This is a genomic window from Stenotrophomonas sp., from assembly GCF_050737575.1.
Classification (GTDB): domain Bacteria; phylum Pseudomonadota; class Gammaproteobacteria; order Xanthomonadales; family Xanthomonadaceae; genus Stenotrophomonas.
Genome location: NZ_JBOHXW010000009.1, coordinates 93,559 through 120,310, shown reverse-complemented (window position 1 = coordinate 120,310; position 26,752 = coordinate 93,559). Strand labels below are relative to the sequence as shown.

The following is a 26,752-nucleotide window of genomic DNA, read 5'->3' as shown; positions in this document are numbered from 1 at the left end:
GCTCGCGGTATCCACCATCGCCAGCTTCGCGGCTGAAGCCGCTCCTATGCGCAGGTGGTTTTAACGGGTTGTACTGGCAATTTGTGATGCGTCACTTTAATGTGCGCGCATTCGCAACAAAGGAATTTGTGATGGGCGACAAGAAAGATTCTCCAGCGGCGGACGCGGTGGCTAATGCGCCACGCAAACGTGGGCGGCCGAAGATCTATAGCGAGCCGTTGTCACAGGCCGAACGGGCGCGTCGTTACCGGGCCAAACGGGCCAATGATTTCAGTCCGCCCGATGAGATGCGCGACACTGCGTTGATCGACGCGCTGCGCTGGTGCATTACCCACCAGCACGAGGCGGTGGATCTTTATCTGGAAGAGTTGGTGCGCCGCTATCACAGCAAAGGTGCTGAAGCCCTTAAGTAAGGAGAGGGCGTTGCCCGCTTGCACGGGGCCGATTTGACCCTGCTCGCATTCAAGAGCAAGCTCATCTGACACGTTGTTGTCTCCACCAACAGGAGGATTCATGACTGTCGCGTCCATCCTGCCCAGCTCGGGCAGCAAGCAACCTCCCTCCAGGCTTTGGCGCGTGTTCTGGCTGCAGGGCGTGATCCCCAGCAACATTCTCTGGGCGGTGGCGATCTGGGCCTTGTCGCAGGGCAAGACGCCGCTGCTGCTGGCCATGTTCGCGCTGTTGCTGCTCTACACCGGCTGGATCATCCCGGCGGTGTGGCGGGCCGCGCCCACCGCACATAACCCCAATCTGGGCGTGGCTGCACGCGGCCTCACCGTGGCCTGGGGGTTGAACACCGTGCTGGTGGTGTTCTTCCTGACCCTGCAGTTGGTCGCTTAGTAGAACTGGATGGGATTGCCATCGCGGTCGAAAGCGGCAAAGCGGCTGATCTGCCCGTCGTTGATGGCATTGACCATCAATTGCAGCGGGCGGGCCGCTTCATCGCTGGAGGGGGCAAAGCCGGCGCGGCCGTCCATCGCTGCCACAAACAGCACGTCCCAGTTCATGCCGGTGTTGCCTGACTCGGCGGCCAGCCCGGCGAACGAGGTGACCTCATGCGGCGCCTTGTCCACGCACAGTACCGGGCTCAATGTGCCGCCCTGGCCGGTGGCGTGGCGGTCGTGCTGGTCGGTGGTGGGGGATTCGGGCAGGTCGGCGCGGGCAAACACGAACAGCAAGCGTTGCGGTTCGGTCTGCTGGCCCGCCGCATGCAGCAGGCCGTCAAAGTCATTGAGCATCATGGTTGCTGTCACACGCTGTAGGCATCTGAGCGGGCATGCTGCCACAACCCCGGCGATGTCGGCAGAGCAGGCATTGATTTAAGTCATCCCATCACGACGTTGTCCCCCGTAGGCTGATCACCAGTTGACGCAGTGAGGGAAGCCCCGGGTGCCGGGTGATCGAAAAATGGAGTCAGAAGGTGGAACAGCCATGAGCCAACTCACCGACGGCTTCGGTCGCAGCTTTCCGTATCTGCGTCTGTCGCTCACCGAGGCCTGCAACTTCCGTTGCAGCTATTGCCTGCCCGATGGCTATCAGGCCGACGGCCGACCGCAGTTCATGGCAGTGGCCGAGATCGAACGGCTGGTGCGTGCGTTCGCCACCCTGGGCATGCACAAGATCCGCCTCACCGGCGGTGAGCCCAGCCTGCGCAAGGACCTGGACCAGATCATCGAAACCGTGGCGCGGGTGCCAGGCATCCGCAAGGTCGCCATCACCACCAATGGCTGCCTGCTGCCGCGCCGCTTGCCGGGCTGGCACAAGGCCGGGCTGACCGCCTTGAACGTGAGCATGGACAGCCTGCGCCGCGAGCGCTTCCTTTCGATCACTGGTCACGACCGCTTGCCGGAAGTACTGGAAGGCATTGCGATGGCGCAGGAGCTTGGGTTGCAGTCGATCAAGCTCAACGCGGTGCTGCTGCGCGACCGCAACGACGACGAATTGCCGGAGTGGATGGAGTTCCTGCGCCATCGCCCGATCAGCGTGCGCTTCATCGAACTGATGCGTACCGGCGACAACCGCGAGTACTTCGAGCGCCACCATCTGGATGCCGACGTAGTGATCGCGCAATTGCAGGCGGCCGGCTGGAGCCAGCGCCCGCGCGCCGCCGATGCAGGACCGGCGCGTGAGTTCACCCATCCGGATTACCGCGGCAGCTTCGGCATCATTGCCCCGTATTCCAGGGATTTCTGTAAAGGCTGCAATCGTCTGCGGGTGACCGCGAAGGGCGATCTGCGCCTGTGCCTGTTCGGCGACTTTGGCGTGGCTTTGCGGCCGCTGCTGCAGTCCGACGATGACCAAGACGCGCTGCTGGCGCGCATCACCACCCAGCTCGGCCTCAAAGCGGCCGGGCATGGATTGCACCAAGGCCTGACCGGGCTTACGCCGCATCTGGCTTCAATCGGGGGATAAAGAACACGATGAGTGGGGAAATGAATGCGGCCTTCCATATGGCCGATGTCCGCAACAAACGCATCACCCGCCGCCGCGCGGTGGCTGTGGGCGAACTGCTGGCCGGGCCGGTGGCTTATCCGTTGATCGTCGAGCGGCGACTGCCCAAAGGCGACGCCTTGGTGATGGCGGAAATTGCCGGTCTGCAGGGCGCCAAGATGGCCTCGGCATTGATGCCGCTATGCCATCCGCTGCCGCTGGAGCTGGTGCATGTTTACTGCGTTCCGGTGCCGGAGCGGCAGGCCATCCGCGTCTGGTGCGAATGCGCCAGTGAGGCGCGTACCGGTGTGGAAATGGAAGCATTGGCCGGCGTCAGCGCCGCCTTGCTGACTTTGTATGACCTGAGCAAACCAGTGGAACCCGCGCTGGAAATCAGCGCCATCCGCTTGCTGTTCAAGGAAGGCGGAAAGAGCGGCCTGTGGCTGCACCCGCAAGGCATGGACGATGCGGAGCGCGAACGCTTCCAGCCGCGCCCTCCGCGTGGTTTGCAGGGCGCACGTTGCGCCGTGATCACGCTCAGCGACCGCGCCAGCCAGGGCGATTACGCCGACGAATCTGGCCCGCGGCTGGTGCAGGGCTTGCAGGCGATGGGCGGCGATGTGGATGTGGTCGAGGTGCTGCCTGATGGCATCGAGCCGCTGGCCTCGCGGCTGTACGCATTGTCCAAAGAGGGCGTGCGGCTTTGCCTGTGCACCGGCGGTACCGGTTTGGGCCCGCGTGATCTCACGCCCGAAGCGTTGCAGTCGCTGGGCGGGCGTCGTGTCGAAGGCTTGGCCGAAATGCTGCGCAGCCTGAGCGCGCAACACACGCAACAAGCGTGGCTGAGCCGGGCTGAGGTCGTGCAACTGGGCGACATGTTGATATTCGCCTTGCCGGGCAGCCCGCGTGCGGCCAGCCAATGCCTGGATATTCTGGCGCCGGTGCTTGGCCATGCGCTGGCAATGGTGGACGGTCAAAGCCACGGCAAGGGCAGCCACGCATGATCAGCTACGCGCAGGCGTTGCAGCAGTTGCTGGCCGCGGCCGAGCCGCTGCCCGCGCAGCATGTGCCGGTGGAACACGCCGAAGGCCGCGTGCTCGCCGCTGCGGTCACCAGCACGCAGGCGTTGCCGCCTTTCGACAACTCCGCGATGGATGGCTTTGCCCTGCACGCCGGTGGCGAAGTGATTGCCGCCGGCAGCGTATTTGAGGTGCAGGGTTGGCAGGCCGCCGGTGATGTCGCCGCCGAGGGCGGGCAGGGCGCGTGGGAAATCATGACCGGCGCGCGCATGCCCAGCGGCTTGGACAGCGTCGTTCCGGTGGAACAGGTTGAGGTGGTGGAAGCACAAAACGGCCGGCCGCTGCGCATTCGCCTGCGTGAGCCGCTCAAGCCCGGTCAGCATGTGCGTCTGCGCGGCCAGGACGTGGAGGACGGCGAGAACGTATTGGCCGCAGGCGCCACCTTGGATATCAATGCGATGACGCTGCTGCATGCCATCGGCACCGCCACGGTGCAGGTGCAGCCGCAACCGAAGGTGGCCGTGATCGCCACCGGCAAAGAACTGGTGAGTGATGCAGCGCAATCGCTGGCCTCGGGGCAGATCCGCGACAGCAACCGGCCGTATCTGATCCGCCGGTTGCAGGCCGCAGGCGCTGAGGTGGTGTGGCAGGGCGTGGTCGGCGATGACGTTGCGGCCTTCGACAAGGTGCTCGACACCGCGTTGGCCGCAGGTGCAAACGTATTGGTCAGCACTGGCGCAGTGTCGCAGGGGCGGTACGACTTCATTCCCGATGCACTGCGCGCGCGCGGTGCCGAGATTGTTTTCCACAAAGTTGCGATTCGCCCCGGTAAACCGCTGCTGTTCGCGCGATTGCCGAACGGCGCGCTGTACTTTGGCTTGCCCGGTAATCCAATCTCGGCGGCGGTAGGCCAACGCTTCTTTGTCGAGCCGGTGCTGCGAAGCCTGTTGGGCTTGGCCGAAGAGCCGGCCTTGCAGTTGCCGTTGCAGGCCGATGTACGCAAGCCGCCCGGCCTGCGCCTGCATGCACGTGCGCGGGTTGAGCTGGATGCCAGCGGCCAGTTGTCGGTGCGCGTGCTTTCGGGACAGGAATCCTTCCGTTTGAAAACCATGCTTAACGCCAACGCGTGGGCGGTGCTGGAGGGCGAGGGCGACCTTGCCGTCGCCGGCAGCCGCGTCCGCGTGCAGGGCTGGGGTCATCGCGATCCGGTGCAGTTGGCGCTACAGGAGTCACCATGAGACAGATAAACGTTCAGTTGTTCGGCGCCTTTTCGGAGCTGGATCCCAGCCGCGAAATCGCTGTGCAGACGCACGGCGAACACATCGCCGATCTGCGCACAGCGTTGCGCGAACTGATTGCCCAGCGCTGGCCGCAGTTCCGCGCCGGATTGCTGGATTATTCGGCGTTTGCCGACGAACACCGTGTGCTGCGTGACAACGAGCGTCTGCCCGATGACGGCCGCATCGCAATCCTGCCGCCGGTCAGTGGAGGTTGAGATGAGCAGCGGAAATACCTGGAAAGTGGTGGACCGCGCGGTAGCGCCAATCGACCCGGCCGAAGGCATTGAATTTGTCTCTGACCCCGGTTTTGGGGGCATCGACGTCTTCATAGGCAAAGTGCGCGACCTGAACCAAGGCCGCCCCGTCCTGGGCATCACCTACGACATGTTCGAGCCGCTGGTGCTCAACGAAATCCAGCGCATGGTGGCCGAGGTGGAAGCCCAATTCGGTCCGCGCATCAAGTTGTACGTGTCGCACGCAAAAGGCCGCTTGGGTGTCGGCGATGTGGCGCTGGTCGTCGCCGCCGGCACGCCGCACCGCGATGAAGCCTTCCGCGCCTGCCGGCAACTAATCGAAGAGGTGAAGCATCGCTCACCGATCTGGAAGCAGGAGCATTACCAGGACGGCGACAGCGAATGGAGTGAAGGCTGTTCGCTGTGTCATCACGAAGCCGACGGCGCGGGCACGGCTCATGCGCACGATCACGCCCACTGAGAAGGCCGCAATGGCCGGCATCGTGCTGGCCGGTGGCCTGTCCTCCCGGATGGGCCGCGACAAGGCGCAATTGCCGTGGCAGGGACAGACCCTGCTTGCGCACATGCACGGCCTGCTGAAGCGGGCCGGCGCAACCATCGTAAGAGTGAGTGGCGACTATCCCGCCTTCGATGGCGTCGCCGATACGGTTGAACGCTGCGGCCCCCTGGGCGGATTGTTCAGCGTGGTAGCCACACTGCCGGACGGGCCCGCTTGGGTGGTGCCGGTGGACATGCCGCAGCTCGATATCGCATTGCTGCGGCAATTGCGCGATGCACCACCTGCGGCCTGTGTGATCTTCGCCGGGCAGCCGCTGCCGATGCGTCTGGAAATCAGTGCCGCCAGCCGCGCGGTGCTGCAATCCATGATTGAAGACCCGGATGGCCCGCGTTCGCTGCACGCGCTGCAGCGGCGTTTGGGTGTTCTCGAACTGCCGGTGGCCGTTGCTGCAGCGGCCAGCCTGGTCAATTGCAATACCCCCGAACAATGGGAGGCGCTTGCCCCATGAAAATCCAGCTTCAACAACAATCGGTGCGCTTGCGGCTTGATGAAGGCGAGCTGGCGCAACTGCTCGACGGCGAAACGCTTCACAGCACCACGCAGTTGGGTGTGATCGATAACTGGTCGATGGCGCTGCGGCTGCATGACGGTGCTCAGCCCGTGCTTGCCGCTGCTGCGGAGGCCGTGCTGATCAACCTTCCATACGAAGCGGTATTGACGTTGGCCGGGCGCTTGCCGTGCCGCGATGGTTTGGCCTGGGAGGTGGATACCTCCAATGCAACATTGCAGCTGCAGTTTGATGTGGATGTGCGTGACAGCGTGCGTCAACGCGGTCCACGCCGGCGCACTGACGCGGTCATCACGCCTGCCGTCTGACATTTATCAGGTGAACGCGTTCTAAACCGTCACAGATTGATCTTGATCAACCTCGTCTCGCAGCGCGCCGGGCTTAATAGCGGCACGACGACGGGGCACCGCACAACGCAGCAGTTCGTCGTCATTACATAGCCTGGAGCCATGCATGACCGTCGTTAGCGATGTCGCAAAGAACAAGAGTGGCCCCGGTCGTGTCATCACCGACTGGACGCCAGAAGATCCCGCTTACTGGGAGAAGACAGGGCAACGGGTCGCCACACGCAACCTGGTGATTTCCATCCCCGCGTTGTTGTTGGCCTTCTCGGTCTGGGTGTTGTTCTCGGCCGTCTCGATCAGCCTGCCGCGTATCGGCTTCAACTTCACCACCGATCAGCTGTTCTGGCTGGTGGCGCTGCCCAGCCTCTCCGGCGCAACGCTGCGTATCTTCTACTCCTTCGTCGTACCGATCTTTGGTGGACGACGCTGGACGGCACTCTCAACGGCTTCGTTGTTGCTGCCAACGATCTGGCTCGGCTTTGCGGTGCAAAACCCCAACACACCGTTCTGGGTCTTCGTCTGCATCGCCATCCTTTGCGGTCTTGGCGGCGCCAACTTTTCTTCGTCGATGTCCAACATCTCCTTCTTCTATCCCAAGCAGCGCCAAGGCATGGCGTTGGGGTTGAACGCAGGTTTGGGCAACGTCGGTGTGTCGGTCTCGCAACTGGTGGTGCCCTTGGTCATCACCGTTGGCGTATTCGGCGCGATGGGTGGCGCACCGCAACCGCTGGTGGAAGGCGGCGGCCAGTTGTTCCTGCAGAACGCGGGCTTCATCTGGGTGCCGGCCATCGCACTTGCTGCGATTGCCGCCTGGTTTGGCATGAATGACCTGACCAGTGCGCGTTCGTCGTTCTCAGAGCAGGCGATTATCTTCCGTCGCAAACACAACTGGCTGATGTGCTGGTTGTACATCGGCACGTTTGGTTCCTACATCGGCTTTTCAGCGGGCTTCCCGATGCTGGTCAAGAGCCAGTTCCCCGACGTCAACCCGATGACCTATGCCTTTATCGGCCCGTTGCTGGGCGCGCTGATGCGCTCGGTGGGCGGCAGTCTGGCCGACCGCTGGGGCGGGGCACGGCTGACGTTCTGGGTGTTCGCGCTGATGATCGCCGCGGTATTCGGCGTGCTGCACTTCCTGCCGAGCAACGGCACGGGCGGTAACTTCTATGGCTTCCTGATCTCGTTCATGGCGCTGTTCGTGCTGAGCGGCATCGGCAACGGCACCACGTTCCGCATGATTCCGGTGATCTTCCGCACCCTGCATGAGCGCCTGTCGGCCAAGGCCAATGCGCAGGGCAAGTCCGAGGCCGCGCACCAGGCCAGCATTGAATCGGCCGCCGTGGTCGGTTTCTCCGGCGCCATTGGTGCCTACGGCGGATTCTTCATTCCGAAGAGTTACGGCTCTTCGATCACCTTGACCGGCAGCCCCGACATGGCGCTGTACGGCTTCATTGCGTTCTACATCACCTGTCTGGTCGTGACGTGGTGGTGGTACTACCGGCGCGGGGCCGAAACCCCCTGCTGAGGACGCAATGCAACGCAGCCAGATGACATACACAGCCACGATGCAGACGTACGCAAAGGGAGATTCACCATGAGTTATTTCCTGGATCGCTTGCAGTTTTTCAAGCGTGACCCACAACCCTTTGCCGATGGCCATGGGTTTACCAAAAGCGAAGGGCGGGACTGGGAAAACAGTTACCGCGCCCGCTGGCAGTACGACAAGATCGTACGTTCCACGCACGGCGTGAACTGCACCGGCTCCTGTAGCTGGAAGATCTACGTCAAGAACGGCCTGGTCACCTGGGAAACCCAGCAGACCGACTACCCGCGCACGCGCCCGGACCTGCCCAATCACGAGCCACGCGGCTGCCCACGCGGCGCCAGCTATTCCTGGTACCTGTACAGCGCCAATCGCCTCAAATACCCGCTGATTCGCGGCACGCTGGTGCGCATGTGGCGCCAGGCGCGCAAGACGATGTCACCCGTGGATGCCTGGGCCAGCATTGTCGAAAACCCCGAGAAATCGCGCGAGTACAAGCGCCGTCGCGGCATGGGCGGTTTCGTGCGGCTGTCCTGGGATGAGGCCAACGAGATCATCGCCGCCTCCAACCTGCATACGGTGAAGGAATACGGCCCGGATCGCGTGGTCGGCTTCTCGCCGATCCCGGCGATGTCGATGGTGTCCTACGCCGCCGGCGCGCGCTATCTGTCGCTGCTCGGTGGCGCCTGCCTGTCGTTCTACGACTGGTACTGCGATCTGCCGCCGGCTTCGCCGCAGGTGTGGGGCGAGCAGACCGACGTGCCGGAATCGGCCGATTGGTACAACAGCCGCTACATCATTGCCTGGGGCTCGAACGTTCCGCAGACGCGCACGCCCGACGCGCACTTTTTCACCGAGGCGCGTTACAACGGCACCAAGACCGTGGCGGTCTGCCCGGATTACTCCGAGCTGGCCAAGCTCACCGACCATTGGCTGCATCCCAAGCAGGGCACCGACGCCGCATTGGCGTTCGCCTTCGGCCATGTGATCCTGCGCGAGTTCCATGTCGAAAAGCCCTCGCAGTACTTCCAGGATTACTGCCGCCAGTATTCGGACATGCCGATGCTGGTGCGTATCGAAAAACGCGACGATGGCCGGCTGGTGCCGGGCCGCTTCCTGCGCGCCAGTGAGTTGGGTGGTCTGGGCGAAAGCAACAACCCGGAATGGAAGACGCTGGGCTTTGATGAGATCAGCGGCAATGTGACCGTGCCCAACGGCTCGGTTGGCTTCCGCTGGGGCGAGAAGGGCAAGTGGAACATTGAAGAGAAGGCCAGCGACGGCAGCGCAACGCGTCTGCGGCTGAGCCTGGCGGACGTCAAGGACAGCATCGAAGGCGTGAGCTTCCCGTACTTCGGTGGCATCGAGAACGATGGCTGGACCGCCGCGCCGGTGGAAGAGGTGCTGGAGCGCAATATTCCGGTGCGCCGCCTGCAGCTGGCTGACGGCAGCGAAACCTTCGTGGCCACCGTGTACGACCTGTTGCTGGCGCAGTACGGCGTGGACCGCGGCTTTGGTGGCGGCAATGTCGCCAGCAGCTATGACGACTACGTGCCGGGTACGCCTGCCTGGCAAGAACGCGTCACCGGCGTGCCGCGCGCGGAAGTCATCGAGATCGCCCGCGAGTTCGCGCGCACCGCCGACAAGACCCACGGTCGCAGCATGATCATCGTCGGCGCCGGCATGAACCACTGGTTCCACAACGACATGAACTACCGCGGCCTGATCAACATGCTGGTCATGTGCGGCTGCGTGGGTCAGACCGGTGGCGGTTGGGCGCATTACGTGGGGCAGGAAAAGCTGCGTCCGCAGACCGGCTGGCAGCCGCTGGCATTCGGCCTGGATTGGAGCCGCCCGCCGCGCCAGATGAACGGCACCTCGTTCTTCTACTTCAACACCGGGCAGTGGCGTTACGAGAAGCTGCAGGTGGACGAACTGCTGTCGCCGCTGGCCGATGCGTCCAAGTACAGCGGCAGCCTGGCCGACCTCAACCTGCGTGCCGTGCGCATGGGTTGGTTGCCGTGCGCGCCGCAGCTGGATCGCAACCCGCTGAAGCTGGTGCGCGAAGCCGAGGCGGCGGGCGTGGCCCCGGCCGACTATGCGCTGGGCAAGTTCAAGGACGGCTCGCTGGATTTCGCATTCGCCGATCCCGATGCCAAGCAGAACCACCCGCGCATGATGTTCATCTGGCGCTCGAACCTGCTCGGCTCGTCGGGCAAGGGCCACGAGTACATGCTGCGCCACCTGCTGGGCACGCGACATGGCCTGCAGGGCAAGGACCTGGGCGAGATGGGCGCGGTCAAGCCGGAAGAAGTGAAGTGGCGTGACGAAGCACCGGAAGGCAAGCTCGACCTGCTGGTGACGCTGGACTTCCGCATGTGCACCACCGCGTTGTACTCGGACATCGTGCTGCCGACGGCGACGTGGTACGAAAAGGACGACCTCAACACCTCGGACATGCACCCGTTCATCCACCCGCTGTCCAAGGCGGTGGATCCGGCCTGGGAATCGCGCAGCGATTGGGAAATCTTCAAGGGCGTGGCGCGCACGGTCAGCGAGCTGGCGCCGGGTGTGCTCGGTGTCGAGAAAGACCTGGTGCTGGTGCCGACCCTGCATGACACGCCCAACGAACTGGGCATGCCGTTTGGCGTGACCGACTGGAAGAAGGGCCAATGCGAGGCCATTCCCGGCCAGACCATGCCGACGATGACGGTGGTCGAACGCGATTACCCCAATCTGTACCGCAAGTTCACCTCGCTCGGCCCGCTGCTGGACAAGCTGGGCAACGGCGGCAAGGGCATGAGCTGGGACACCAAGCACGAGGTCGATTTCCTCGGCAAGCTCAATCACACCGTGCGCGAGGTGGGCGTCAGCCAGGGGCGGCCGGCCATTGATTCGGCCATTGATGCCTGCGAAGTCATTCTGTCGCTGGCGCCGGAAACCAACGGCCACGTCGCCGTCAAAGCCTGGGAATCGCTGGGCACCTTCACCGGCCGCGAGCATACGCATCTGGCCCTGGGCAAGGAGCACGAAGCGATCCGCTTCCGTGACATCCAGGCGCAGCCGCGCAAGATCATTTCCTCGCCGATCTGGTCCGGGCTGGAAGATGACAACGTCAGCTACAACGCCGGCTACACCAACGTGCACGAGCTGATTCCGTGGCGCACGGTCACCGGCCGCCAGCAGTTCTACCAGGATCACGAATGGATGATCGACTTCGGCGAGGCCTTCATGGGCTACCGCCCGCCGGTGGACACGCGCACCGTTGAGCCGTTGCTCAACAAGCGCTCCAACGGCAACAAGGAGATCGTGCTGAACTGGATCACCCCGCACCAGAAGTGGGGTATCCACAGCACCTACAGCGACAACCTGATCATGCAGACGCTGTCGCGTGGCGGCCCGATCGTGTGGATCAGCGAGGAGGACGCACGCAGCGCCGGCATCGAGGACAACGACTGGATCGAGCTGTTCAACGTCAACGGTGCGATCGCTGCGCGTGCGGTGGTCAGCCAGCGCGTGATGTCGGGCATGGCGATGATGTATCACGCGCAGGAACGCATCATCAACGTGCCGGGTTCGGAGATTTCCGGCACCCGTGGTGGCATCCACAACTCGGTGACCCGCATCGTGCTCAAGCCCACGCACATGATTGGTGGCTACGCGCAGCTGTCGTATGGCTTCAACTACTACGGCACCTGTGGCACCAACCGAGATGAGTTCGTGATCGTGCGCAAGATGGACAAGATTGATTGGCTGGATGGCGAAGATGCCGTTGTCAGCGCCCGGGAGGTGGTGTGATGAAAGTACGTGCACAGATCGCGATGGTATTGAACCTGGACAAGTGCATCGGCTGCCACACCTGCTCGATCACCTGCAAGAACGTCTGGACCTCACGCGAAGGCGTGGAATACGCCTGGTTCAATAACGTGGAAACCAAGCCGGGCATCGGCTATCCCAAGGAATGGGAAAACCAGGACAAGTGGAACGGTGGCTGGGTGCGTACCCGCGCCGGCAAGCTGGTGCCGCGCGCCGGTGGCCGCTGGCGGATGTTGGCGAAGATTTTCGCCAACCCCGACCTGCCGCAGATCGACGATTACTACGAGCCGTTCGACTTCGATTACCAGCACCTGCATGACGCGCCGGAAGTGAAGCACCAGCCGACCGCGCGTCCGCGTTCGCTGCTGACCGGCGAGCGGATGGAGAAGATCGAGTGGGGCCCGAACTGGGAAGAAATTCTCGGCACCGAGTTCTCCAAGCGGTCGCGCGACTACAACTTCGACAAGGTGCAGAAGGAGATTTACGGCGCCTTCGAGAAGACCTTCATGATGTACCTGCCGCGCCTGTGCGAGCACTGCCTGAATCCGGCGTGCGTCTCGGCATGCCCGTCCGGTGCCATCTACAAGCGCGAGGAAGACGGCATCGTGCTGATCGACCAGGACAAGTGCCGTGGTTGGCGCATGTGCGTGTCGGCCTGCCCGTACAAGAAGATCTACTACAACTGGAAGAGCGGTAAATCCGAGAAGTGCATCTTCTGCTACCCGCGCATCGAGATGGGCGAGCCCACCGTGTGTTCGGAAACCTGCGTGGGCCGTATCCGCTACCTCGGCGTGATGTTGTACGACGCCGACCGCATTGCCGAAGCCGCATCGGTGGAAGCGGAGAAGGATCTGTACCAGGCGCATCTGGACATCTTCCTGGACCCGGAAGATCCGGCCGTCATCGCCGCCGCCCGTGCCGAAGGCATTCCGGACAACTGGCTGGAAGCAGCCAAGCAATCGCCGGTCTACAAGCTGGCCATTGATTGGAAGTTGGCGCTGCCGCTGCACCCGGAATACCGCACGCTGCCGATGGTGTGGTACGTGCCACCGTTGTCGCCCATCCAGTCCGCCGCCGAGCGTGGTCACGTCGGCATGAATGGCGAACTGCCCGATGTCGCGTCGCTGCGTATCCCGGTGCGTTACCTGGCCAACATGTTGTCGGCCGGCGATGAGGCACCGGTGGTCCGTGCATTGGAGCGGTTGATGGCGATGCGTGCCTGGCGCCGCGCCAAGAATGTGGACGGCGTGGAAGACCTCAGCGCACTGGAGCAGACCGGCTTGACCGTGGCCCAGGCCGAGGACATGTACCGCTATCTGGCCATTGCCAACTATGAGGATCGCTTTGTGATTCCCAGCAGCCATCGCGAGTACGCCAACGACGCTTACGGCGAACGCGGCGGTTGCGGTTTCACCACCGGCAATGGCTGCAACGGAGACAGCCCGGCCGATCTGTTCGGCCAGCGCAAGAACACCACGTACGCGGTGCATCCCAACCGTCAGCACCGCCATGAGGTGATCAAATGAGCCTGCTCAAACTGATTGGCGTGCTGCTGGACTACCCGCGCGAAGAACTCTGGCAACACGGCGAAGAACTGCTCGACGCCTGCGACGATCCGGCGCTTTCGCCGGCCCGTCGCAAGCAGTTGCAGGCCTTCGTGCAGCAGCTGCTGGACAGCGACCCGCTGGATGCACAGTCGGCCTGGTTGGCGACCTTCGACCGGGGCAGGGCGATGAGCCTGCTGCTGTTTGAACACATCCACGGCGAATCGCGTGATCGCGGTCAGGCGATGGTTGATCTGATCGACGCCTACCGCCGCAACGGGTTTGAACTGGATGCGCGCGAGCTGCCGGACTACCTGCCGCTGTTGCTGGAGTACCTGTCGCACCGGCCGCTGGCCGAGGCCAAGGACTACCTGCATCACGTCGGCCACATTGCCGGCATGCTCGCCGCGCGTGCGGCGGAACGTGAGTTGCCGCATGCGGTGCTGCTGGAAATCCTGGTCGAAGCCGGCGAGGGCAAGGTCAACCTGGCCTTGCTGCGGCAACGGGCCAGCGAGGAAGTTCGCGACGATACCGTCGAAGTGATGGATCGCCTCTGGGAAGACGAAGCCGTGCGTTTTGGCAGTGAAGCGCCATCGCAGGATTGCAAACCGCCACAACGTTCACCGGCCCGCGCCGTGCAGCAGGAGGCACAGCCATGAGTTATTTCTTCAATCAATTCGCCTTCCAGTTCTACCCGTACATCGCCGTGGCGGTGCTGCTGATCGGCAGCTGGGCGCGCTATGACAAGGCCATGTACAGCTGGCGCACCGGCTCCAGCCAGTTGTTGTCCGACCGTGGCATGCGGATCGGCAGCAACTGCTTCCACATCGGCATCCTGGCAATTCTGGGTGGCCACCTGGTCGGCTTGTTGACCCCGCACGCGGTGTACGAACAGTTCATCACCTCTTCGCAGAAGCAGTTGCTGGCGATGGTGGTGGGCGGCTTCTTCGGCGCACTGTGCTTCATCGGCATTCTGATTCTGCTGGTGCGCCGCCTGACCAACCCGCGCGTGCGCGCCACCGGCAGCTTCGGTGACACGCTGGTGCTGGTGCTGCTGTTTGCACAGCTGTGCCTGGGCATGATCAGCATCTGGATTTCCGCCGACCACATGGACGGTAGCGTGATGGTGATGCTGGCCGAATGGGCGCAACACATCGTGACCTTCCGCGCCGGTGCAGCCGACTTCATCACCGATGTGCATTGGGTCTATAAGGCGCACATCTTCCTCGGCCTGACCTTGTTCCTGATCGCGCCGTTCACCCGTCTGGTGCATGTATGGAGCATCCCGGTCAGTTACTTGTGGCGCCCGTACCAGGTGGTTCGCCGCCGCCAGGCCACGCTGCGTTACGGCCCGAAGGAATAAGTCATGGGAAGCCTGCCAAGGATTCTGCCAATCACCGTCATCGACTCGGCACAACCTGTGCCGGTCGAGGCCGGCCACCACCACGAAGATCCGGAGCAACTGGGACCACGCTCGTTGGGGCAACCGGCGCCATGCAGCCTGTTCGTTGACGACACGCCGATCAACGAATCCGACATCGCCCGCGAAATGCAGTTCCATCGCGCCATTCGACCAGAGCAGGCACGGGCCGATGCAGCCCGCGCCCTGGTGGTGCGTGAACTGCTGCGCCGCGAAGCGCAGCGTCTGGGCCTGGACGAAGGGCAGGGCGACAGCCGCCATACCGACGAAGAGGTGCAGATCCAGCGCCTGATCGAGCAGTTCGTCGAAGACCGGGTGCCGACCGAGGACGATTGCCGTCGTTACTTCGCGCAGAACGTGGAACGCTTCCGCGCGCCTGACCGGGTGCGGGTCCGCCATATCCTGCTGGCCGCTCCTGCCGACGATGTTGCCGGCAGGTTCAAGGCGCGCACGCAGGCAGAGCAGTTGATCACCGAGTTGAACGAACAGCCGCACCTGTTCGCCGACCTGGCCTCGCGTCACTCGCAATGCCCGTCAAGTACGGACGGCGGCGCGCTGGGTTGGCTGCAGAAAGGCCAGACCACGCCGGAGTTCGATCGCCAGGTGTTCCGCCTGCGGCAAGGCTTGGCCGGTTTTCCGGTGGAGTCACGCTGGGGCTACCACGTGGTGACCGTCGACGAACTTGAAACCGGGCAAGCGCAGACGTTTGAACAGGTGCACATGCAGATCAGCGATTACCTCGAACTGCAGGTGCGGCAGCGCGAAGTGCAGCACTTCCTGCTGGAGTTGCGCGAGCGTTATCCCGTACGTGGTCTGGACGAAATCGAAGCCCAGGCCGAATGAGTGACCTTCTGAAGGATTAGCAATGAGCCAGAGTCTGCAAATGGCATCCAACGGCGAGCAACAACGTGCGCTGTGGTTGAGTACCTTCGCCTTCACCGTGTGTTTTGCGGTGTGGATGATCTTCTCCATCATTGGTATCCAGATCAGCGAGCAGCTGGGTTTGAACGACACCCAGTTCGGCCTGCTGATAGCCACTCCGGTGCTGACCGGCTCGTTAAGCCGCGTGTTCCTGGGCATCTGGTCCGACCAGTTCGGCGGGCGCAAGGTGATGTTGCTGGTGATGCTGTGTGGCGCGGTTGCCACCTGGATGCTGACCTACGCCACCACCTACCTGCAGTTCCTGTTCGCGGCACTGTGCGTCGGCATTGCCGGCGGTAGCTTCTCGGTGGGCGTGGCCTATGTGTCCAAGTGGTTCCCGGCCAGCAAGCAGGGCACCGCGCTGGGCATCTTTGGTGCCGGCAATATCGGTTCGGCCGTTACCAAGCTGCTGGCGCCGATGGTGATGGTGGCCGCCGGCTGGACCATGGTTGCCAAGGTGTGGGCGGTGGGCCTTGCTGTTACCGCGATCCTGTTTTTCCTGCTCAGCAAGGACGACCCGCAGTTGGAACAGCGCCGTCGTGACGGGGTCAAGCCGGTGCCGTTCGCCGAGCAGATGGCACCGCTGAAAGACCTGCAGGTGTGGCGTTTCTCGCTGTATTACTTCTTCGTGTTCGGCGGCTTCGTCGCCTTGGCGTTGTGGTTGCCGCGTTATCTGATCGGCGCGTACGGCATGGATGTCGGCACCGCCGGCATCTTGGCCGCGTGCTACTCGATTCCGGCGAGCCTGTTCCGCGTGGTCGGCGGCTGGCTGTCCGACCGTATCGGCGCACGTCGGGTGATGTACTGGACGTTCGGTGTGTCGGTCATCTGCACGTTCCTGCTGGCCTACCCGGACACCGAGTACGTGGTGAAGGGCATCCACGGCGAGCTGCGTTTCCACCTGGCCATCGGCGTCACCCTGTTCACCGTGCTGGTGTTCGTGCTGGGCTTCTTCATGTCGCTGGGCAAGGCCGCGGTGTACAAGCACATCCCCGTTTACTACCCAAAGCATGTGGGCGCGGTCGGCGGCGTGGTTGGCATGATCGGCGGCCTGGGTGGCTTCGTTCTGCCCATCGCATTCGGTGCGCTGAATGACGTGGTCGGCATCTGGAGCAGCTGTTTCATGCTGTTGTTCGTGGTGGTGTTCGCCGCGCTGGTGTGGATGCACTTCGCTATCCGTCGCATGGAACGCAAGCACTTCCCGCAATTGGACAAGGAAACCGATCTGCCTGAAGCCATGGATACGCAACACGGCCGCGCTTGATCCAGATCAGGGAATAGGACTGAATTCCGCGCGAGGATAGCGACATGTCAGTCGAGGCGCTCACGTTGGAAGGCACTTTGTTGCGCAATCATGTGTTGCATCAACCCCGCCATGTCCTGTTCCCCGGCGCCAGCCAGTTCAGCCCCGGCTTCGGCGAGGCGAGCTGGCGTGCGGCGGTACGCGCCAGCAACGAGCACCTGATTCCCCGGGTGCTTACCCTGGGATTTCAGGCGTTCCGTGCTGGCCAGGTGGGCGATCCTGCCGCGTATCTGCAGGCGCTGTTGTCCAGCCTGCAATTACAGGCCGGAGAGTTGGCCGAAGACCGCGAGGTCGCAGCGGTGGTGCTTCAGCTGGGTCTGGCTGAAGCACTGTCGCCTGCGTTGCTGGCGCAGCTATTGGATGCCGTTCCGCAGCACCTGCGCACCGTCGCACGGCCACAAGTGGAAGTGCGGCTGGATGCCGGCAGCGACATCACTCCAGCACAATTGCGCGAGGTGGGCTGCACGCGCCTGAACGTGATTGACCGCGCCGGTGCGCCGGGCCCGGAGTTGTTGGCACAGGCGCAGAAGGCCGGTTTCACTGCCTGCTATTACCAACTGCGGGTGCCGGCCAGCAATGACATCGGCTTTCTGCCGCGCCTGCATTCGGTATTGGCCTTGGCGCCGGAACGCATCCTGTTGCCTGCGCCATGCGCTTCTGCCGATTCACCGTCGGCCGATTACTGGTTGCAGGCCTGGGTCGATATATGTGCCGCCGGCTATTTGCCGTTGGGCGGAGACCATTACCAACGTGCCGATTGCGCCATGCCCGTGCGGCGTGGTGACGGTGTGCGGCATTGCGACCTGGCCGGTGTGCCGCGTCGCGACCGCAGCGACTTCATCGGCATTGGCCTGGGCGCGTGCAGCCAGATTGGTGATGTCATCTGCCGCCAGGAAAGCGACATGTCACGTTGGCAGTCGCGCCTGCAGTCCGGGCACAGCGGTGTGGTTGCCGGGCTTATTTTCTCCGAGCATGAGCGGCTGACCGATGAAGTGGTACAAAGCATTGCCTGCGATCATTCATTGGACGTGGCTGCATTTGAATGGCGCAATGGCCTGCCGTTCGGTGAGTGCTTCGAAGACGCGTTGGCGGAGTTGCCGGCGTTGATCGAACACGGTTGGTTACGCTGGGACGGGCAGGTGCTGCACCTGCAACGTGAGGGACAATTGTTGTGGCGTATCATCGCCGCGTGCTTCCGATCCGCTACCGCTGCCGCATGATCCTTGAATGATGTCCGCTTCCCAACCTCCGCGTGGCCCGCATGCCACCGCCCCCAATCCCGCAGCAGCCAACGATGGTGATGAGCTGCGTTTCTGCAGCACCTGTGCGTTCTCCGATGCCTGCGCATCACAGGGCTACGACAAGACGGCGCTGAACGAGCTGCACGTGCTGGTCGACCACATTGGCCCGTACCACGCGGGCGATTACATCTTCCGGGCCGGCGAGCCGTTTGACGCGATTGCCGCAGTGCGCGCGGGCATGGTCAAAACCTTCATCGACGACAGCCTGGGCAACGAGCAGATTCTGGGCTTTTCCCTGCCAGGTGAAGTGATCGGCTTGAACGCCATCCACGGCTCGCGGTATCCCTGCAATGCGGTGGCGCTGGACACGGTGCATCTGTGCCGCTTCTCGTTCCCCAAGATCAGCACCCTGGCAACGCGCATGCCCGGGTTGCAGACCAAGTTGTTCAGCCTGCTCAGCGCGGAAATCGGCAAGGCCGCCATGTTGGCCGCCAACTACCGCACCGAGGAACGCATGGCCGCATTCCTGCTGGACATCTCGACGCGATACGCGCGGCGCGGCTTCTCGGCCACGCGCTTCAGCCTGACCATGAGCCGCACCGAGATCGCAAATTACCTGCGCATGGCCCCTGAAACCGCCAGCCGCGTATTGCGCAGACTCAGTGATGACGGCGTTATAGCGGTCAAACAACGGGAAATTATTTTGCTGCAGCCCGAACGTCTGGCACAAATGGCAGCAAGCGATGACGCCGCCACCTGACCTCTGCAGGATCCAATCATGAAAAAGCTCTGCGCACTGCTGTTGATGGTTGCCGCCGGCACATCACACGCGGCTGATCTCACGGTGTCGGCTGCATCCAGCCTCACCGAGAGCTTCCGTGATATCGCAACCGCTTACGAGAAAGCCAATCCGGGCACCAAGGTCGATCTGAACTTCGCCGCTTCCGGTGTGTTGCTGCAGCAGATTGCACGCGGTGCGCCAGTTGATGTGTTTGCATCGGCCGACCAAAGCACCATGGATCAAGCCGCAGCGCAGGGCTTGCTGGAAGCGGGCAGCCGCCAGGTATTCGCCGAGAACACGCTGTGGGTGATTGTGCCGCCGCAGGCCAAGCAGCGGCCCGCGTCGCTGGCGGGCTTGACTGCCGCAGGCATCGAACGCGTGGCCATCGGCAACCCTGACAGCGTTCCGGTTGGCCGCTACGCACGCAGCGCCTTGCAGCAGGCCGGCGTCTGGCCGGCGGTGCAGGCCAAGACCATCAGCACCCAGAACGTGCGCCAGTCGCTGGACTATGTGGCGCGTGGCGAAGTGGACGCCGGCTTCGTCTACGCCACCGACGCCCAAGCCATGCCCGACCGCGTGCAGCGCGCCTTCCAGGTGCCTGTCGCTGGTGGCATCACCTATCCGCTGGCGCAGATCAAGGGCAGCAGCAATGCTGCGCAGGCGCAGCGCTTCATCGGGTTCGTGCGCTCGCCACAGGGGCAGGCCATCCTGCAGCGTCACGGCTTCGGCAGCCCCTGATCGATGGACCTGGACTGGAGCGCCCTCTGGTTATCGCTGAAGGTGGCCGGCTGGGCCACCGTGATCAACCTGGTGGTGGGCGTGGCCTTGGGCGCATTGCTGGCACGCAAACGCTTCCCGGGCCGGGAACTGCTCGACACCTTGCTGACATTGCCGATGGTGTTGCCGCCGACCGTGCTCGGTTATTACCTGCTGGTATTGATTGGCCGCAACGGTCCACTCGGCGCGTGGCTGCAAAGCACGTTCGGCATCAATCTGGTCTTCACCTGGCAAGCAGCCGTCATTGCCGCCGCCGTCGCCTCGTTGCCGTTGGTGTTCAAGCCGGCACGCGCCGCGTTTGAGGGCGTGGACGCGCAACTGGAACAGGCTGCACGAACGCTTGGTGTGTCGGAGATCGCGTTGTTCTTCCGCGTCACCTTGCCCTTGGCATGGCGAGGAATTTTGGCTGGCCTGTTGCTGGCATTCGCCCGCGCAATGGGCGAGTTCGGCGCCACGATCATGGTCGCCGGCAGCATTCCAGGCCGTACCCAGACCTTGTCCATCGCCATCTACGAAGCGGTGCAGGCCGGCAACGATGGCCGCGCAAATGCGCTGGTGGTGCTGTCGTCGGTGGTCTGCATCGCTGTCCTGTTGATTGCAGCCCGCTTGGTGGGCAGTAACCGGGGAGGACAGCGCGATGTGGCTTGAGTTGGATGTCGCGCGTCACCTGCAGGCGGCCGGTCAGAATTTCCAGCTGCAGGTTGCCTTGCGTTGCACGCAACGCAACGTGGTGCTGTTCGGCCCGTCGGGCGCTGGCAAGAGCCTGACCTTGCGCACCATCGCAGGCTTGTTGAAGCCTGATTCCGGCCACATTCGTCTGCACGATCAGTTGCTGTTCGACGTGGCCAGTGGCGTCAACCTGCCGCCACAGCAGCGCAAAGTTGGCTACGTTTTTCAGGACTACGCGCTGTTCCCGCATCTCACCGTGCGCCAGAACGTCGCCTTCGGCCTGCACAGCGGTTGGCTTAATCCGCGTCGCAGCTCACGACACGAACAGGTCGAGCATTGGCTGCATGCCTTGCGCATCGACCACCTCGCGCAGATGTACCCGCAGCAGATTTCCGGCGGTCAGCGTCAACGCACCGCGCTGGCCCGCGCACTGGCACCGAACCCACAGGTTCTCCTGTTGGACGAACCCTTCGCCGCGCTCGATCACGACCTGCGCAAGCATCTTCGACAAGAGCTGGAAACCGTGCTTGATGCATCCAGTATCCCGCTGCTGTTGATCACTCACGATCCGCAGGATGTGGATGTGTTCGGTCAACAGGTGGTGCATCTGGCGGAAGGGAAGGTGCGGGAATAGGCGTTGCGTTCGATCGTGCTGCCGCCCAATGACGTGATCAACGATTCGCTGGCATCGCGCCATCTGCCATTTACTACTTGTTGTATTGCTGCGGGGCGTTGTTGCGACATCGCGTTACGACGCGTAAGCCTGCTTCTTCGCGTCGTAAAGACACGGGAAAGAGGTAGTGCAGACGAAACGCCTCAGGCCATCAGTTGGAGAGGCCTTCATTGCGCAGAAACTCAAACAACTCGGCATCGTTGCCAATGCCCAGCTTGCGCATGGCGTCGCCTTTCTGGCGACTGATGGCGGTGACACTGCGGTTCAACTGTGCGGCGATCTCGGTGACTGACAGTCCCGAGGACAGCAGCCGCAACACCTCGCCCTCGCGCGGTGAGGGCTGTTTGGCGCCGCCGGCTACTGTTTCGCTGCCAAGCTCGGCGATGCGTTCCTTCAGCCCCTTGCTTACATAAGGGGCGACGCGATGTACGGTCTGCAACGCCCGTGGCAGCTCATCCAACGAGGACGCCTTGTCGATCAAGCCAAGCACGCCGGCCGATACCGCCAGGATTGGCGCAGCTTCCTGAAGTGGGCGCTGCCGTTGGCGCTGGTACTGCTGACAGCAGGGGCGGTGCACACCATCGGTTATCTGCGGCGGCGGCGTGAGGTGGAACAGCGGCGGCTGGTCGAGAGACGGCTGGCGGAAGTTACCGGCAACCTGTCTGCGCAGAATCTGTGAGAATCTCCGCCGAGCCCGGCCATATCGGCCGGCCATACCCGGAGATCAGCCATGTCAGTCACCCGTCGTAGCGCATTGACTGCTGCGCTTTCGTTGTCGGCCCTGTTCGCATCCCCCCTGGTTTCAGCACAGGACCCCGCGCCGGGCCTGGGCGATCTGCAGGGGCAGGATGATCACGCTGCCTCGCACACGTTGGCTGCACGCGGCTATGTGCGGCAATCCGGTTCGGGCGACTACAGCAACTGGTGGAACTCCCGTGATCGACGTTGCGTGATGGTGCGCAGCGATCGCGGTCGCATTGCTTCGGCGGTGACTACTCCGGCGCCCGATTGTGGGCAGCAGGCAGGTAGCCAGAAAGACGGCGTGAGCGACGGCGCCAAGGTGGCGGTCGCTGCGGCCGCAATCCTCGGCATCGCCGCGATCGTGCACCATGCGCATCAGCACGACGACGGCGACCACAGCGACGATCCGCGCCACGAGGCCGAATACGAACGTGGCTACCGCGACGCGCTGCACGGCTATCGCGCCGAGGCGGACAGCGGCAACTACAGCGATGGTTACGGCGCCGGCCTGCGCGAGCGTTCCAAGCAGGTGCCGTGGCAGTCGGATAACGGCGGCGGTTCCCCGGTCCGGTTGGACGATCTGGTCGGCGCACGCGCCGCTGGTGCGGAGTCGGAACTGCGTGCGCGCGGCTTCACCGACCGTGATGCGCAGCAGCGCGATGGTCGCTCGGTCGTGACCTGGTGGAATGCGCGCTCCCGCGACTGCGTGCACGTTGCAACCGGAGACGGCCGGGTTGAATCGATCCGGGCAGTTGATGCATCCAACTGCCGTTGAGTGATGTTCCCGATAGGGCATGCAGCGGTGGAGTACTCGCCGTCGCATGCCCTGCGGTTTACACCCTGATTCCCAGCCTTGCTGCGCTGAGGAGTATCGGGTGCCGATAAGCAGAACGCGACGGCATTGAGCCGCAGACGCGAGCCTGTCATCAGGATGGAAGTGCCTCGCCGAACTGTGCATTATGCGGGGGTTCCCCTGCGGATTGCCTGTCGAGATGAAACTGCCGTTCAAGCTCGAAGTTCTGTTGGTCTGTCTGGCTGCTGCGGCCGGCATTGGTTGCGACAAGCGCGCCACTGCGGTTGCGGAAACGGAGGCGCCACCGGCGCATATCGTGCCTATTCCCCAGTCGATGGAGATCGCTGCCGGCGCACTGCGTTTCTCGGCACTGCGCGTGGACGCTGCCGCTGCAGCACCCAACGCAGAACGGGCGCTGGAAGAAGTACTGACGACGCTGAACATCAGCACGAAAGACACGGCAGCGACGCCGATCCAGTTGCAGCTGGTTGATGATCCCGCGTTGGGCGAGGAGGGCTATCGGCTGGTAGTCGGTGATGCCATCCAGCTGAGCGCGCGTACCGATGCCGGGTTGCTGTACGCGGTGCAGAGCCTGCGTCAGCTGCTACCGGCGCACTCTCAAGCCGAGTACAACCTGGCGCAGGTCACGATCAACGATGTGCCGGCGTACCGCTGGCGTGGCATTTCGCTGGATGTAGCGCGGAGCTTCCTGTCGGTTGACTACCTGGAGAAGCACATCGACCGCATGGCGATGTTCAAATTGAACCGCCTGCATCTGCATCTGACCGACGACCAAGGCTGGCGGATCGAGATCAAACGCTATCCGAAGCTGACGGAAATTGGTGGCGCCAGCGCAGTGAAAGACGGTCGCGCCGGCTATTACACGCAGGAAGAGTTGAAGCATCTGGTCGCCTACGCGCAGGCGCGCGGCGTCACCATCGTGCCGGAGATCGACATGCCCGGGCACGTGCAGGCGGCGCTGGCTTCGTATAACGAACTGGCCTGCAAGGACGTGAGCAACCTGTCCGTCTACTCGGGCGTGGAAGTAGGATTCAGTGTGTTCTGCCTTGAAAAGCCTGAGGTCGTGTACCTCTTCGTTCGCAATGTGCTGGAAGAAGTGATCGCCATTTTCCCGTCGGCCGAGATCCATATCGGCGGTGATGAGATCAAGCATCCGCTGTACGCGGATTTCGTCGGGCGCACCGCCGCGATGGTGGATGCGATGGGGCGCACGCCGATCGTCTGGGAGGAGGGCTCGGTGGCTGAGATGAAGCCCAACGTGCTGCTGCAGCTGTGGAACGACGGCTATGCCATCGATGCGGCGGTGGCCAAGGGACATCCGCTGATTCTGTCGCCGTGTTCGTATCTGTATATCGACCACGGCAACTACGCCGGTCAGCCCGGTGCAGATTGGTGCCGGGGCGAGGGCGTTCCGTTGAAGCGCGTTTATGAGTTCAACCCCGCGCCGTTCAAGACGGCAGTGGGCATTGAAGCCGCGTTGTGGACGGAGTTCGTGCACACGGATGCGTCTGCGGACGATCACCTGTGGCCGCGTCTGGCCGCAGTATCCGAGCTTGCCTGGAGCCCCGCCGGCCAGCGCAGCTATGCCGGCTTTGTGCAGCGCATGGGCGCGTTGCGCCCGCAGCTGGATGCGCTGGACATTCATTATTACGCCGAGCCGGATCTGGGTTGGGCGGATGCGGAGCCGGCGCACTGAAGATTGATCAAAAAGCCCCGCAGATGCGGGGCTTTCTGTAGGCGGGGATAGGCGAGGAGTGCTTGCTGTTCTCGTCGTGGGTTGAAACGGTACCGCACGCGAAGCCTGACTTTCGTGCGACGGAATGCACGCCAAGACGCTCAGCGGATCTACGAAGGGTGGTGATTGCAGCGAAGTGAATCACCGCGTCGCAATAACCCAGCACCGTGACCGCACAGCCGCTCAACCCAACGGTGCGCACATCGAGAGCGGGGTTGGTACGCCAATGCTGCAATTACTCGACCCAAGACGATTTCACCACAACGCCTCACACGGAAGCAGAAACGGAAGAACCGCCCTTGCAGGCGGTTTCCGAAAGCAGCCGATGGCCGTGTCAGCCCATTGGCAACAACGTCATCAATAGTCGAAGCGGACGCGCAGACCGACCGTGCGCGGGTCGTTCCAGTAGGCGCGGATGAAGCCACCGGCATCGTCAGCCCAGTTCTTGCTCATCTTGTCGGTGGCGTTGAGCACGTACAGCTCGGCGCGCCAGAACGACGGTGATTGCAGGCTCAGGCTCGCGTCGACCGTGGCATGGGCTTCCTGCGCGTCGGAGACGTGCGCGTTGTCCAGGTTGCGCAGGGTGAAGTACATCTTGTCCTGCCACTTCACGTTGAGCCACGGCACCAGCTCGTAGCCATTGCCGAATTTGAACGTGTGCGACACGTTGACGCCTGCGGTGAACTTCGGCGTCATCGGCAGATGGTTGCCAGTGATGTCGTAGATCTGGCGGCCGGCCAGCGTCGGGGCCGAGCCGGTGTACGGGTCCGGGCAGGGCACCGCGCCAAACTCTTCGCGCATGCCGCAGTTCCACTCATCGCTGAAGGTCGGGTAGTCCTTGATCTTGCTGTTGATGTACGAGAAGAAGCCGCCGATGCGGGTGTTGGGCGTGGGCAGGTAGTCCACTTCCACTTCCACTTCCAGGCCCGGGATGTTCACAACGCCGACGTTGACGGTCTGCCACTTCTTGACCACGTCGCAGGTCGGGGCCCAATCCGGGCACGGCTCGTTGACGTGCACCTTGGCGGCGAAGAAATCGCCGGTGACCTGCATGTCCTTGTAGCGGCTGTAGAAGGCGGTGACCGACAGGCTCAGGCGCTTGTCCAGCAGCAGGCCCTTGTAGCCGATTTCCAGATTGGTGACGGTTTCCGGCCGATACGGGAAGAAGGTGTACTGCGGGCCAGCGGGACCGTCCACGCAGACCTTGCCATCGCAGATATCGTCCTTGTCACCGAAACCGCCCGCCTTGTAGCCGCTGGACAGCGAGGTGAACAGGATTTCGTCGTCGGACAGATCCTTGGTCAGACCCAAGCGATAGGTGAACTTGCGCCAGGACGCGGAGTTGGCGTTTTCAGCCGGCGGACCCCACAACTTGTAGGCGTCGATGCCGCCGAACGGTCCCATCTGCTCGGTCAGGTCACGGCCGTTGTGCGGACGGAAGCCCGGCTCGCCCGGCGTGCCCGGGTTGTACAAACCGTTGTAGTACGCCGTGGAGGTGCTGTCCCAGCCGCCATACACCTGGCCGCCGTGGTCGGTCTTGGAATCGCGGCTGTAGCGACCGCCGATCGTTGCGGTCCAGGTCGGCGCGAAGTGCCAGTCGGCCTGCGAGAAGATCGCCTTGGCATCGATCTGACGATCGGGCTGGTGATAGAACTGGCTGATCGGATAACCGAACGGCGCGTTGACCAGCATTTCCTGCGCGTAGTTGATGGCGTTCTTTTCGCGCATCCAGAACAGGCCGGACACCAGGTTCAACCGCTCGCCCTGATGCTTGAACTGCAGTTCGTGGACGAACGACTTGTACTTCGAATCCAGGGTGATGGAGGTGTTGTCACGCACCGGCCAAACGCCCCAGTCGCCGTCCGCCGTTCGAAGCGCCTCGTTTTCCAATGCCGGATCTGCAGTGGATCGAAGATCGTTTCTGGGTCTGGATTCACTACGCGACGCTGAAGATCGGGCGCGGTGAGCTGTTCGAGGCGGTCGATTTCCTCGCCTTTCTCCGTATGCAGGTACTCGGCCCACTCATCCTCGTGGAAGCCGGAGCGCAGCCGGCCGGCGTGCGGCGCGTGGAAACGGCAGCACCCGCACGCGCGGTACAGCTTCAGGACACCGTGGCTGCGTACAACACTGCTTCATGCATTCGCAGCCTCCATGCGGCGGTCGAGCTGTATCGCTCGCTTCGGCGCTCGGTTGGCACGGATCATGTGGTTGCCAATGCAGCGGCGGAAAGCACGGCAATGACGTATTTGATGGATGTTGCGGCACGCTGATATTGCATCAACGCGAATCATCGATGCCCAGCGCACCTCAACGTGGGTTCACAACATCCTGTGGCAGGCGAGGGGCCCGCGTCAGCACGGGACCCTCGCGTTACTCGCGCGAC

General features: G+C 63.0%; 28 protein-coding genes. 25 read left to right on the top strand and 3 right to left on the bottom strand.

Going from position 1 to position 26,752, the window contains the following annotated elements; translation table 11 throughout:
- The coding region (locus tag ACREP4_RS15810; RefSeq protein ID WP_431597151.1) for a hypothetical protein at positions 1-413 on the top strand (413 nt) is incomplete at its 5' end.
- Positions 414-513: 100 nt separating this feature from the next.
- A complete protein-coding gene (locus ACREP4_RS15805; protein ID WP_431597150.1) occupies positions 514-840 on the top strand; it encodes a hypothetical protein in 327 nt (108 codons plus the stop codon).
- On the opposite strand, the gene ACREP4_RS15800 is transcribed toward ACREP4_RS15805, so the two are convergent.
- Positions 837-1,241 (bottom strand): ribonucleotide reductase subunit alpha, encoded by a 405-nt coding sequence (locus ACREP4_RS15800; RefSeq protein ID WP_431597149.1) that lies wholly within the window; start codon positions 1,239-1,241, stop codon positions 837-839. The two genes, ACREP4_RS15805 and ACREP4_RS15800, sit on opposite strands and share 4 nt — an antisense overlap.
- Positions 1,242-1,431: 190 nt before the next feature.
- On the opposite strand from ACREP4_RS15800, the gene moaA reads away from it, so the two are divergent.
- The 19 genes from moaA to ACREP4_RS15705 all read left to right on the top strand — a co-directional run bounded on the left by moaA (position 1,432) and on the right by ACREP4_RS15705 (position 21,040).
- A complete protein-coding gene (gene moaA / locus ACREP4_RS15795) occupies positions 1,432-2,412 on the top strand; it encodes a GTP 3',8-cyclase MoaA (protein ID WP_431597148.1) in 981 nt (326 codons plus the stop codon).
- An 8-nt stretch (positions 2,413-2,420) separates the two neighbouring features.
- A complete protein-coding gene (gene moaCB, locus ACREP4_RS15790; protein WP_431597147.1) occupies positions 2,421-3,434 on the top strand; it encodes a bifunctional molybdenum cofactor biosynthesis protein MoaC/MoaB in 1,014 nt (337 codons plus the stop codon).
- A complete protein-coding gene (locus ACREP4_RS15785) occupies positions 3,431-4,687 on the top strand; it encodes a molybdopterin molybdotransferase MoeA (protein ID WP_431597146.1) in 1,257 nt (418 codons plus the stop codon). Before moaCB ends, ACREP4_RS15785 begins: the two co-directional genes overlap by 4 nt.
- Positions 4,684-4,944: a MoaD/ThiS family protein gene (locus ACREP4_RS15780; protein ID WP_431597145.1), complete on the top strand. Its 261-nt coding sequence runs from the start codon at positions 4,684-4,686 to the stop codon at positions 4,942-4,944. The genes ACREP4_RS15785 and ACREP4_RS15780 overlap by 4 nt, the downstream gene beginning before the upstream one ends.
- Position 4,945: 1 nt before the next feature.
- Positions 4,946-5,443: a molybdenum cofactor biosynthesis protein MoaE gene (locus ACREP4_RS15775; protein ID WP_431597144.1), complete on the top strand. Its 498-nt coding sequence runs from the start codon at positions 4,946-4,948 to the stop codon at positions 5,441-5,443.
- Complete coding sequence (mobA, locus tag ACREP4_RS15770; RefSeq protein WP_431597143.1) at positions 5,421-5,990, top strand: molybdenum cofactor guanylyltransferase; 570 nt, start codon at positions 5,421-5,423, stop codon at positions 5,988-5,990. The genes ACREP4_RS15775 and mobA overlap by 23 nt, the downstream gene beginning before the upstream one ends.
- On the top strand, positions 5,987-6,358 hold the full coding sequence (locus ACREP4_RS15765) for a DUF7009 family protein (RefSeq protein ID WP_431597142.1): 372 nt from the start codon (positions 5,987-5,989) through the stop codon (positions 6,356-6,358). Before mobA ends, ACREP4_RS15765 begins: the two co-directional genes overlap by 4 nt.
- Before the next feature lie 145 nt (positions 6,359-6,503).
- A complete protein-coding gene (locus ACREP4_RS15760) occupies positions 6,504-7,919 on the top strand; it encodes a NarK family nitrate/nitrite MFS transporter (protein WP_431597141.1) in 1,416 nt (471 codons plus the stop codon).
- 69 nt (positions 7,920-7,988) lie between these two features.
- Positions 7,989-11,732: a nitrate reductase subunit alpha gene (locus ACREP4_RS15755; protein WP_431597140.1), complete on the top strand. Its 3,744-nt coding sequence runs from the start codon at positions 7,989-7,991 to the stop codon at positions 11,730-11,732.
- A complete protein-coding gene (gene narH / locus ACREP4_RS15750; RefSeq protein ID WP_431597139.1) occupies positions 11,732-13,276 on the top strand; it encodes a nitrate reductase subunit beta in 1,545 nt (514 codons plus the stop codon). Before ACREP4_RS15755 ends, narH begins: the two co-directional genes overlap by 1 nt.
- Positions 13,273-13,953, top strand: a complete 681-nt coding sequence (narJ, locus tag ACREP4_RS15745; RefSeq protein ID WP_431597138.1) for a nitrate reductase molybdenum cofactor assembly chaperone — start codon at positions 13,273-13,275, stop codon at positions 13,951-13,953. Before narH ends, narJ begins: the two co-directional genes overlap by 4 nt.
- On the top strand, positions 13,950-14,657 hold the full coding sequence (gene narI, locus ACREP4_RS15740) for a respiratory nitrate reductase subunit gamma (RefSeq protein WP_431597137.1): 708 nt from the start codon (positions 13,950-13,952) through the stop codon (positions 14,655-14,657). The genes narJ and narI overlap by 4 nt, the downstream gene beginning before the upstream one ends.
- Positions 14,658-14,660: 3 nt before the next feature.
- The gene (locus ACREP4_RS15735) at positions 14,661-15,557 is read left to right on the top strand and encodes a peptidylprolyl isomerase (protein WP_431597136.1); all 897 of its coding nucleotides are present in this window, start codon (positions 14,661-14,663) and stop codon (positions 15,555-15,557) included.
- A gap of 22 nt (positions 15,558-15,579) precedes the next feature.
- Entirely contained in the window at positions 15,580-16,899 is a 1,320-nt protein-coding gene (locus ACREP4_RS15730) for an MFS transporter (RefSeq protein ID WP_431597135.1), read from the top strand.
- A 44-nt stretch (positions 16,900-16,943) separates the two neighbouring features.
- Positions 16,944-18,158: a coproporphyrinogen III oxidase gene (locus tag ACREP4_RS15725; RefSeq protein WP_431597134.1), complete on the top strand. Its 1,215-nt coding sequence runs from the start codon at positions 16,944-16,946 to the stop codon at positions 18,156-18,158.
- 10 nt (positions 18,159-18,168) lie between these two features.
- Complete coding sequence (locus tag ACREP4_RS15720) at positions 18,169-18,939, top strand: helix-turn-helix domain-containing protein (protein ID WP_431597133.1); 771 nt, start codon at positions 18,169-18,171, stop codon at positions 18,937-18,939.
- 18 nt (positions 18,940-18,957) lie between these two features.
- Positions 18,958-19,698, top strand: a complete 741-nt coding sequence (gene modA, locus ACREP4_RS15715; protein ID WP_431597132.1) for a molybdate ABC transporter substrate-binding protein — start codon at positions 18,958-18,960, stop codon at positions 19,696-19,698.
- 3 nt (positions 19,699-19,701) lie between these two features.
- Positions 19,702-20,385, top strand: coding sequence for a molybdate ABC transporter permease subunit (modB, locus tag ACREP4_RS15710; protein ID WP_431597131.1), 684 nt, complete (start codon positions 19,702-19,704; stop codon positions 20,383-20,385).
- Complete coding sequence (locus tag ACREP4_RS15705; protein ID WP_431597130.1) at positions 20,375-21,040, top strand: sulfate/molybdate ABC transporter ATP-binding protein; 666 nt, start codon at positions 20,375-20,377, stop codon at positions 21,038-21,040. The genes modB and ACREP4_RS15705 overlap by 11 nt, the downstream gene beginning before the upstream one ends.
- 190 nt (positions 21,041-21,230) lie before the next feature.
- Here the strand turns inward: ACREP4_RS15705 and ACREP4_RS15700 are convergent, their stop codons facing one another.
- On the bottom strand, positions 21,231-21,518 hold the full coding sequence (locus tag ACREP4_RS15700) for a LuxR C-terminal-related transcriptional regulator (protein ID WP_431597129.1): 288 nt from the start codon (positions 21,516-21,518) through the stop codon (positions 21,231-21,233).
- Here ACREP4_RS15700 and ACREP4_RS15695 point away from each other — a divergent pair.
- The 3 genes from ACREP4_RS15695 to ACREP4_RS15685 all read left to right on the top strand — a co-directional run bounded on the left by ACREP4_RS15695 (position 21,504) and on the right by ACREP4_RS15685 (position 24,330).
- On the top strand, positions 21,504-21,758 hold the full coding sequence (locus ACREP4_RS15695) for a hypothetical protein (RefSeq protein WP_431597128.1): 255 nt from the start codon (positions 21,504-21,506) through the stop codon (positions 21,756-21,758). The genes ACREP4_RS15700 and ACREP4_RS15695 overlap by 15 nt on opposite strands.
- A 51-nt stretch (positions 21,759-21,809) precedes the next feature.
- Positions 21,810-22,595, top strand: a complete 786-nt coding sequence (locus ACREP4_RS15690) for a hypothetical protein (RefSeq protein ID WP_431597127.1) — start codon at positions 21,810-21,812, stop codon at positions 22,593-22,595.
- Between the two features lie 217 nt (positions 22,596-22,812).
- On the top strand, positions 22,813-24,330 hold the full coding sequence (locus ACREP4_RS15685) for a beta-N-acetylhexosaminidase (RefSeq protein ID WP_431597126.1): 1,518 nt from the start codon (positions 22,813-22,815) through the stop codon (positions 24,328-24,330).
- A gap of 396 nt (positions 24,331-24,726) precedes the next feature.
- Here the strand turns inward: ACREP4_RS15685 and ACREP4_RS15680 are convergent, their stop codons facing one another.
- Positions 24,727-26,208: a TonB-dependent receptor gene (locus ACREP4_RS15680; protein WP_431597125.1), complete on the bottom strand. Its 1,482-nt coding sequence runs from the start codon at positions 26,206-26,208 to the stop codon at positions 24,727-24,729.
- 50 nt (positions 26,209-26,258) lie between these two features.
- On the opposite strand from ACREP4_RS15680, the gene ACREP4_RS15675 reads away from it, so the two are divergent.
- Entirely contained in the window at positions 26,259-26,639 is a 381-nt protein-coding gene (locus ACREP4_RS15675; RefSeq protein ID WP_431597124.1) for a hypothetical protein, read from the top strand.
- Positions 26,640-26,752 lie beyond the last annotated feature (113 nt).

What these genes read in the sequence shown, in the direction of transcription:
- ACREP4_RS15695 (WP_431597128.1), top strand. Translation starts at nt 21,504, where the DNA reads ATGTACGGTCTGCAACGCCCGTGGCAGCTCATCCAACGAGGACGCCTT.
- ACREP4_RS15760 (WP_431597141.1), top strand. Translation starts at nt 6,504, where the DNA reads ATGACCGTCGTTAGCGATGTCGCAAAGAACAAGAGTGGCCCCGGTCGT.
- moaCB (WP_431597147.1), top strand. Translation starts at nt 2,421, where the DNA reads ATGAGTGGGGAAATGAATGCGGCCTTCCATATGGCCGATGTCCGCAAC.
- ACREP4_RS15705 (WP_431597130.1), top strand. Translation starts at nt 20,375, where the DNA reads ATGTGGCTTGAGTTGGATGTCGCGCGTCACCTGCAGGCGGCCGGTCAG.
- modA (WP_431597132.1), top strand. Translation starts at nt 18,958, where the DNA reads ATGAAAAAGCTCTGCGCACTGCTGTTGATGGTTGCCGCCGGCACATCA.
- narI (WP_431597137.1), top strand. Translation starts at nt 13,950, where the DNA reads ATGAGTTATTTCTTCAATCAATTCGCCTTCCAGTTCTACCCGTACATC.
- ACREP4_RS15780 (WP_431597145.1), top strand. Translation starts at nt 4,684, where the DNA reads ATGAGACAGATAAACGTTCAGTTGTTCGGCGCCTTTTCGGAGCTGGAT.
- ACREP4_RS15755 (WP_431597140.1), top strand. Translation starts at nt 7,989, where the DNA reads ATGAGTTATTTCCTGGATCGCTTGCAGTTTTTCAAGCGTGACCCACAA.
- ACREP4_RS15690 (WP_431597127.1), top strand. Translation starts at nt 21,810, where the DNA reads ATGTCAGTCACCCGTCGTAGCGCATTGACTGCTGCGCTTTCGTTGTCG.
- ACREP4_RS15675 (WP_431597124.1), top strand. Translation starts at nt 26,259, where the DNA reads ATGCCGGATCTGCAGTGGATCGAAGATCGTTTCTGGGTCTGGATTCAC.
- ACREP4_RS15800 (WP_431597149.1), bottom strand. Translation starts at nt 1,241, where the DNA reads ATGATGCTCAATGACTTTGACGGCCTGCTGCATGCGGCGGGCCAGCAG.
- modB (WP_431597131.1), top strand. Translation starts at nt 19,702, where the DNA reads ATGGACCTGGACTGGAGCGCCCTCTGGTTATCGCTGAAGGTGGCCGGC.
- ACREP4_RS15775 (WP_431597144.1), top strand. Translation starts at nt 4,946, where the DNA reads ATGAGCAGCGGAAATACCTGGAAAGTGGTGGACCGCGCGGTAGCGCCA.
- ACREP4_RS15805 (WP_431597150.1), top strand. Translation starts at nt 514, where the DNA reads ATGACTGTCGCGTCCATCCTGCCCAGCTCGGGCAGCAAGCAACCTCCC.
- ACREP4_RS15720 (WP_431597133.1), top strand. Translation starts at nt 18,169, where the DNA reads ATGTCCGCTTCCCAACCTCCGCGTGGCCCGCATGCCACCGCCCCCAAT.
- ACREP4_RS15730 (WP_431597135.1), top strand. Translation starts at nt 15,580, where the DNA reads ATGAGCCAGAGTCTGCAAATGGCATCCAACGGCGAGCAACAACGTGCG.
- ACREP4_RS15735 (WP_431597136.1), top strand. Translation starts at nt 14,661, where the DNA reads ATGGGAAGCCTGCCAAGGATTCTGCCAATCACCGTCATCGACTCGGCA.
- ACREP4_RS15725 (WP_431597134.1), top strand. Translation starts at nt 16,944, where the DNA reads ATGTCAGTCGAGGCGCTCACGTTGGAAGGCACTTTGTTGCGCAATCAT.
- moaA (WP_431597148.1), top strand. Translation starts at nt 1,432, where the DNA reads ATGAGCCAACTCACCGACGGCTTCGGTCGCAGCTTTCCGTATCTGCGT.
- ACREP4_RS15765 (WP_431597142.1), top strand. Translation starts at nt 5,987, where the DNA reads ATGAAAATCCAGCTTCAACAACAATCGGTGCGCTTGCGGCTTGATGAA.
- narJ (WP_431597138.1), top strand. Translation starts at nt 13,273, where the DNA reads ATGAGCCTGCTCAAACTGATTGGCGTGCTGCTGGACTACCCGCGCGAA.
- ACREP4_RS15685 (WP_431597126.1), top strand. Translation starts at nt 22,813, where the DNA reads ATGAAACTGCCGTTCAAGCTCGAAGTTCTGTTGGTCTGTCTGGCTGCT.
- ACREP4_RS15785 (WP_431597146.1), top strand. Translation starts at nt 3,431, where the DNA reads ATGATCAGCTACGCGCAGGCGTTGCAGCAGTTGCTGGCCGCGGCCGAG.
- mobA (WP_431597143.1), top strand. Translation starts at nt 5,421, where the DNA reads ATGCGCACGATCACGCCCACTGAGAAGGCCGCAATGGCCGGCATCGTG.
- narH (WP_431597139.1), top strand. Translation starts at nt 11,732, where the DNA reads ATGAAAGTACGTGCACAGATCGCGATGGTATTGAACCTGGACAAGTGC.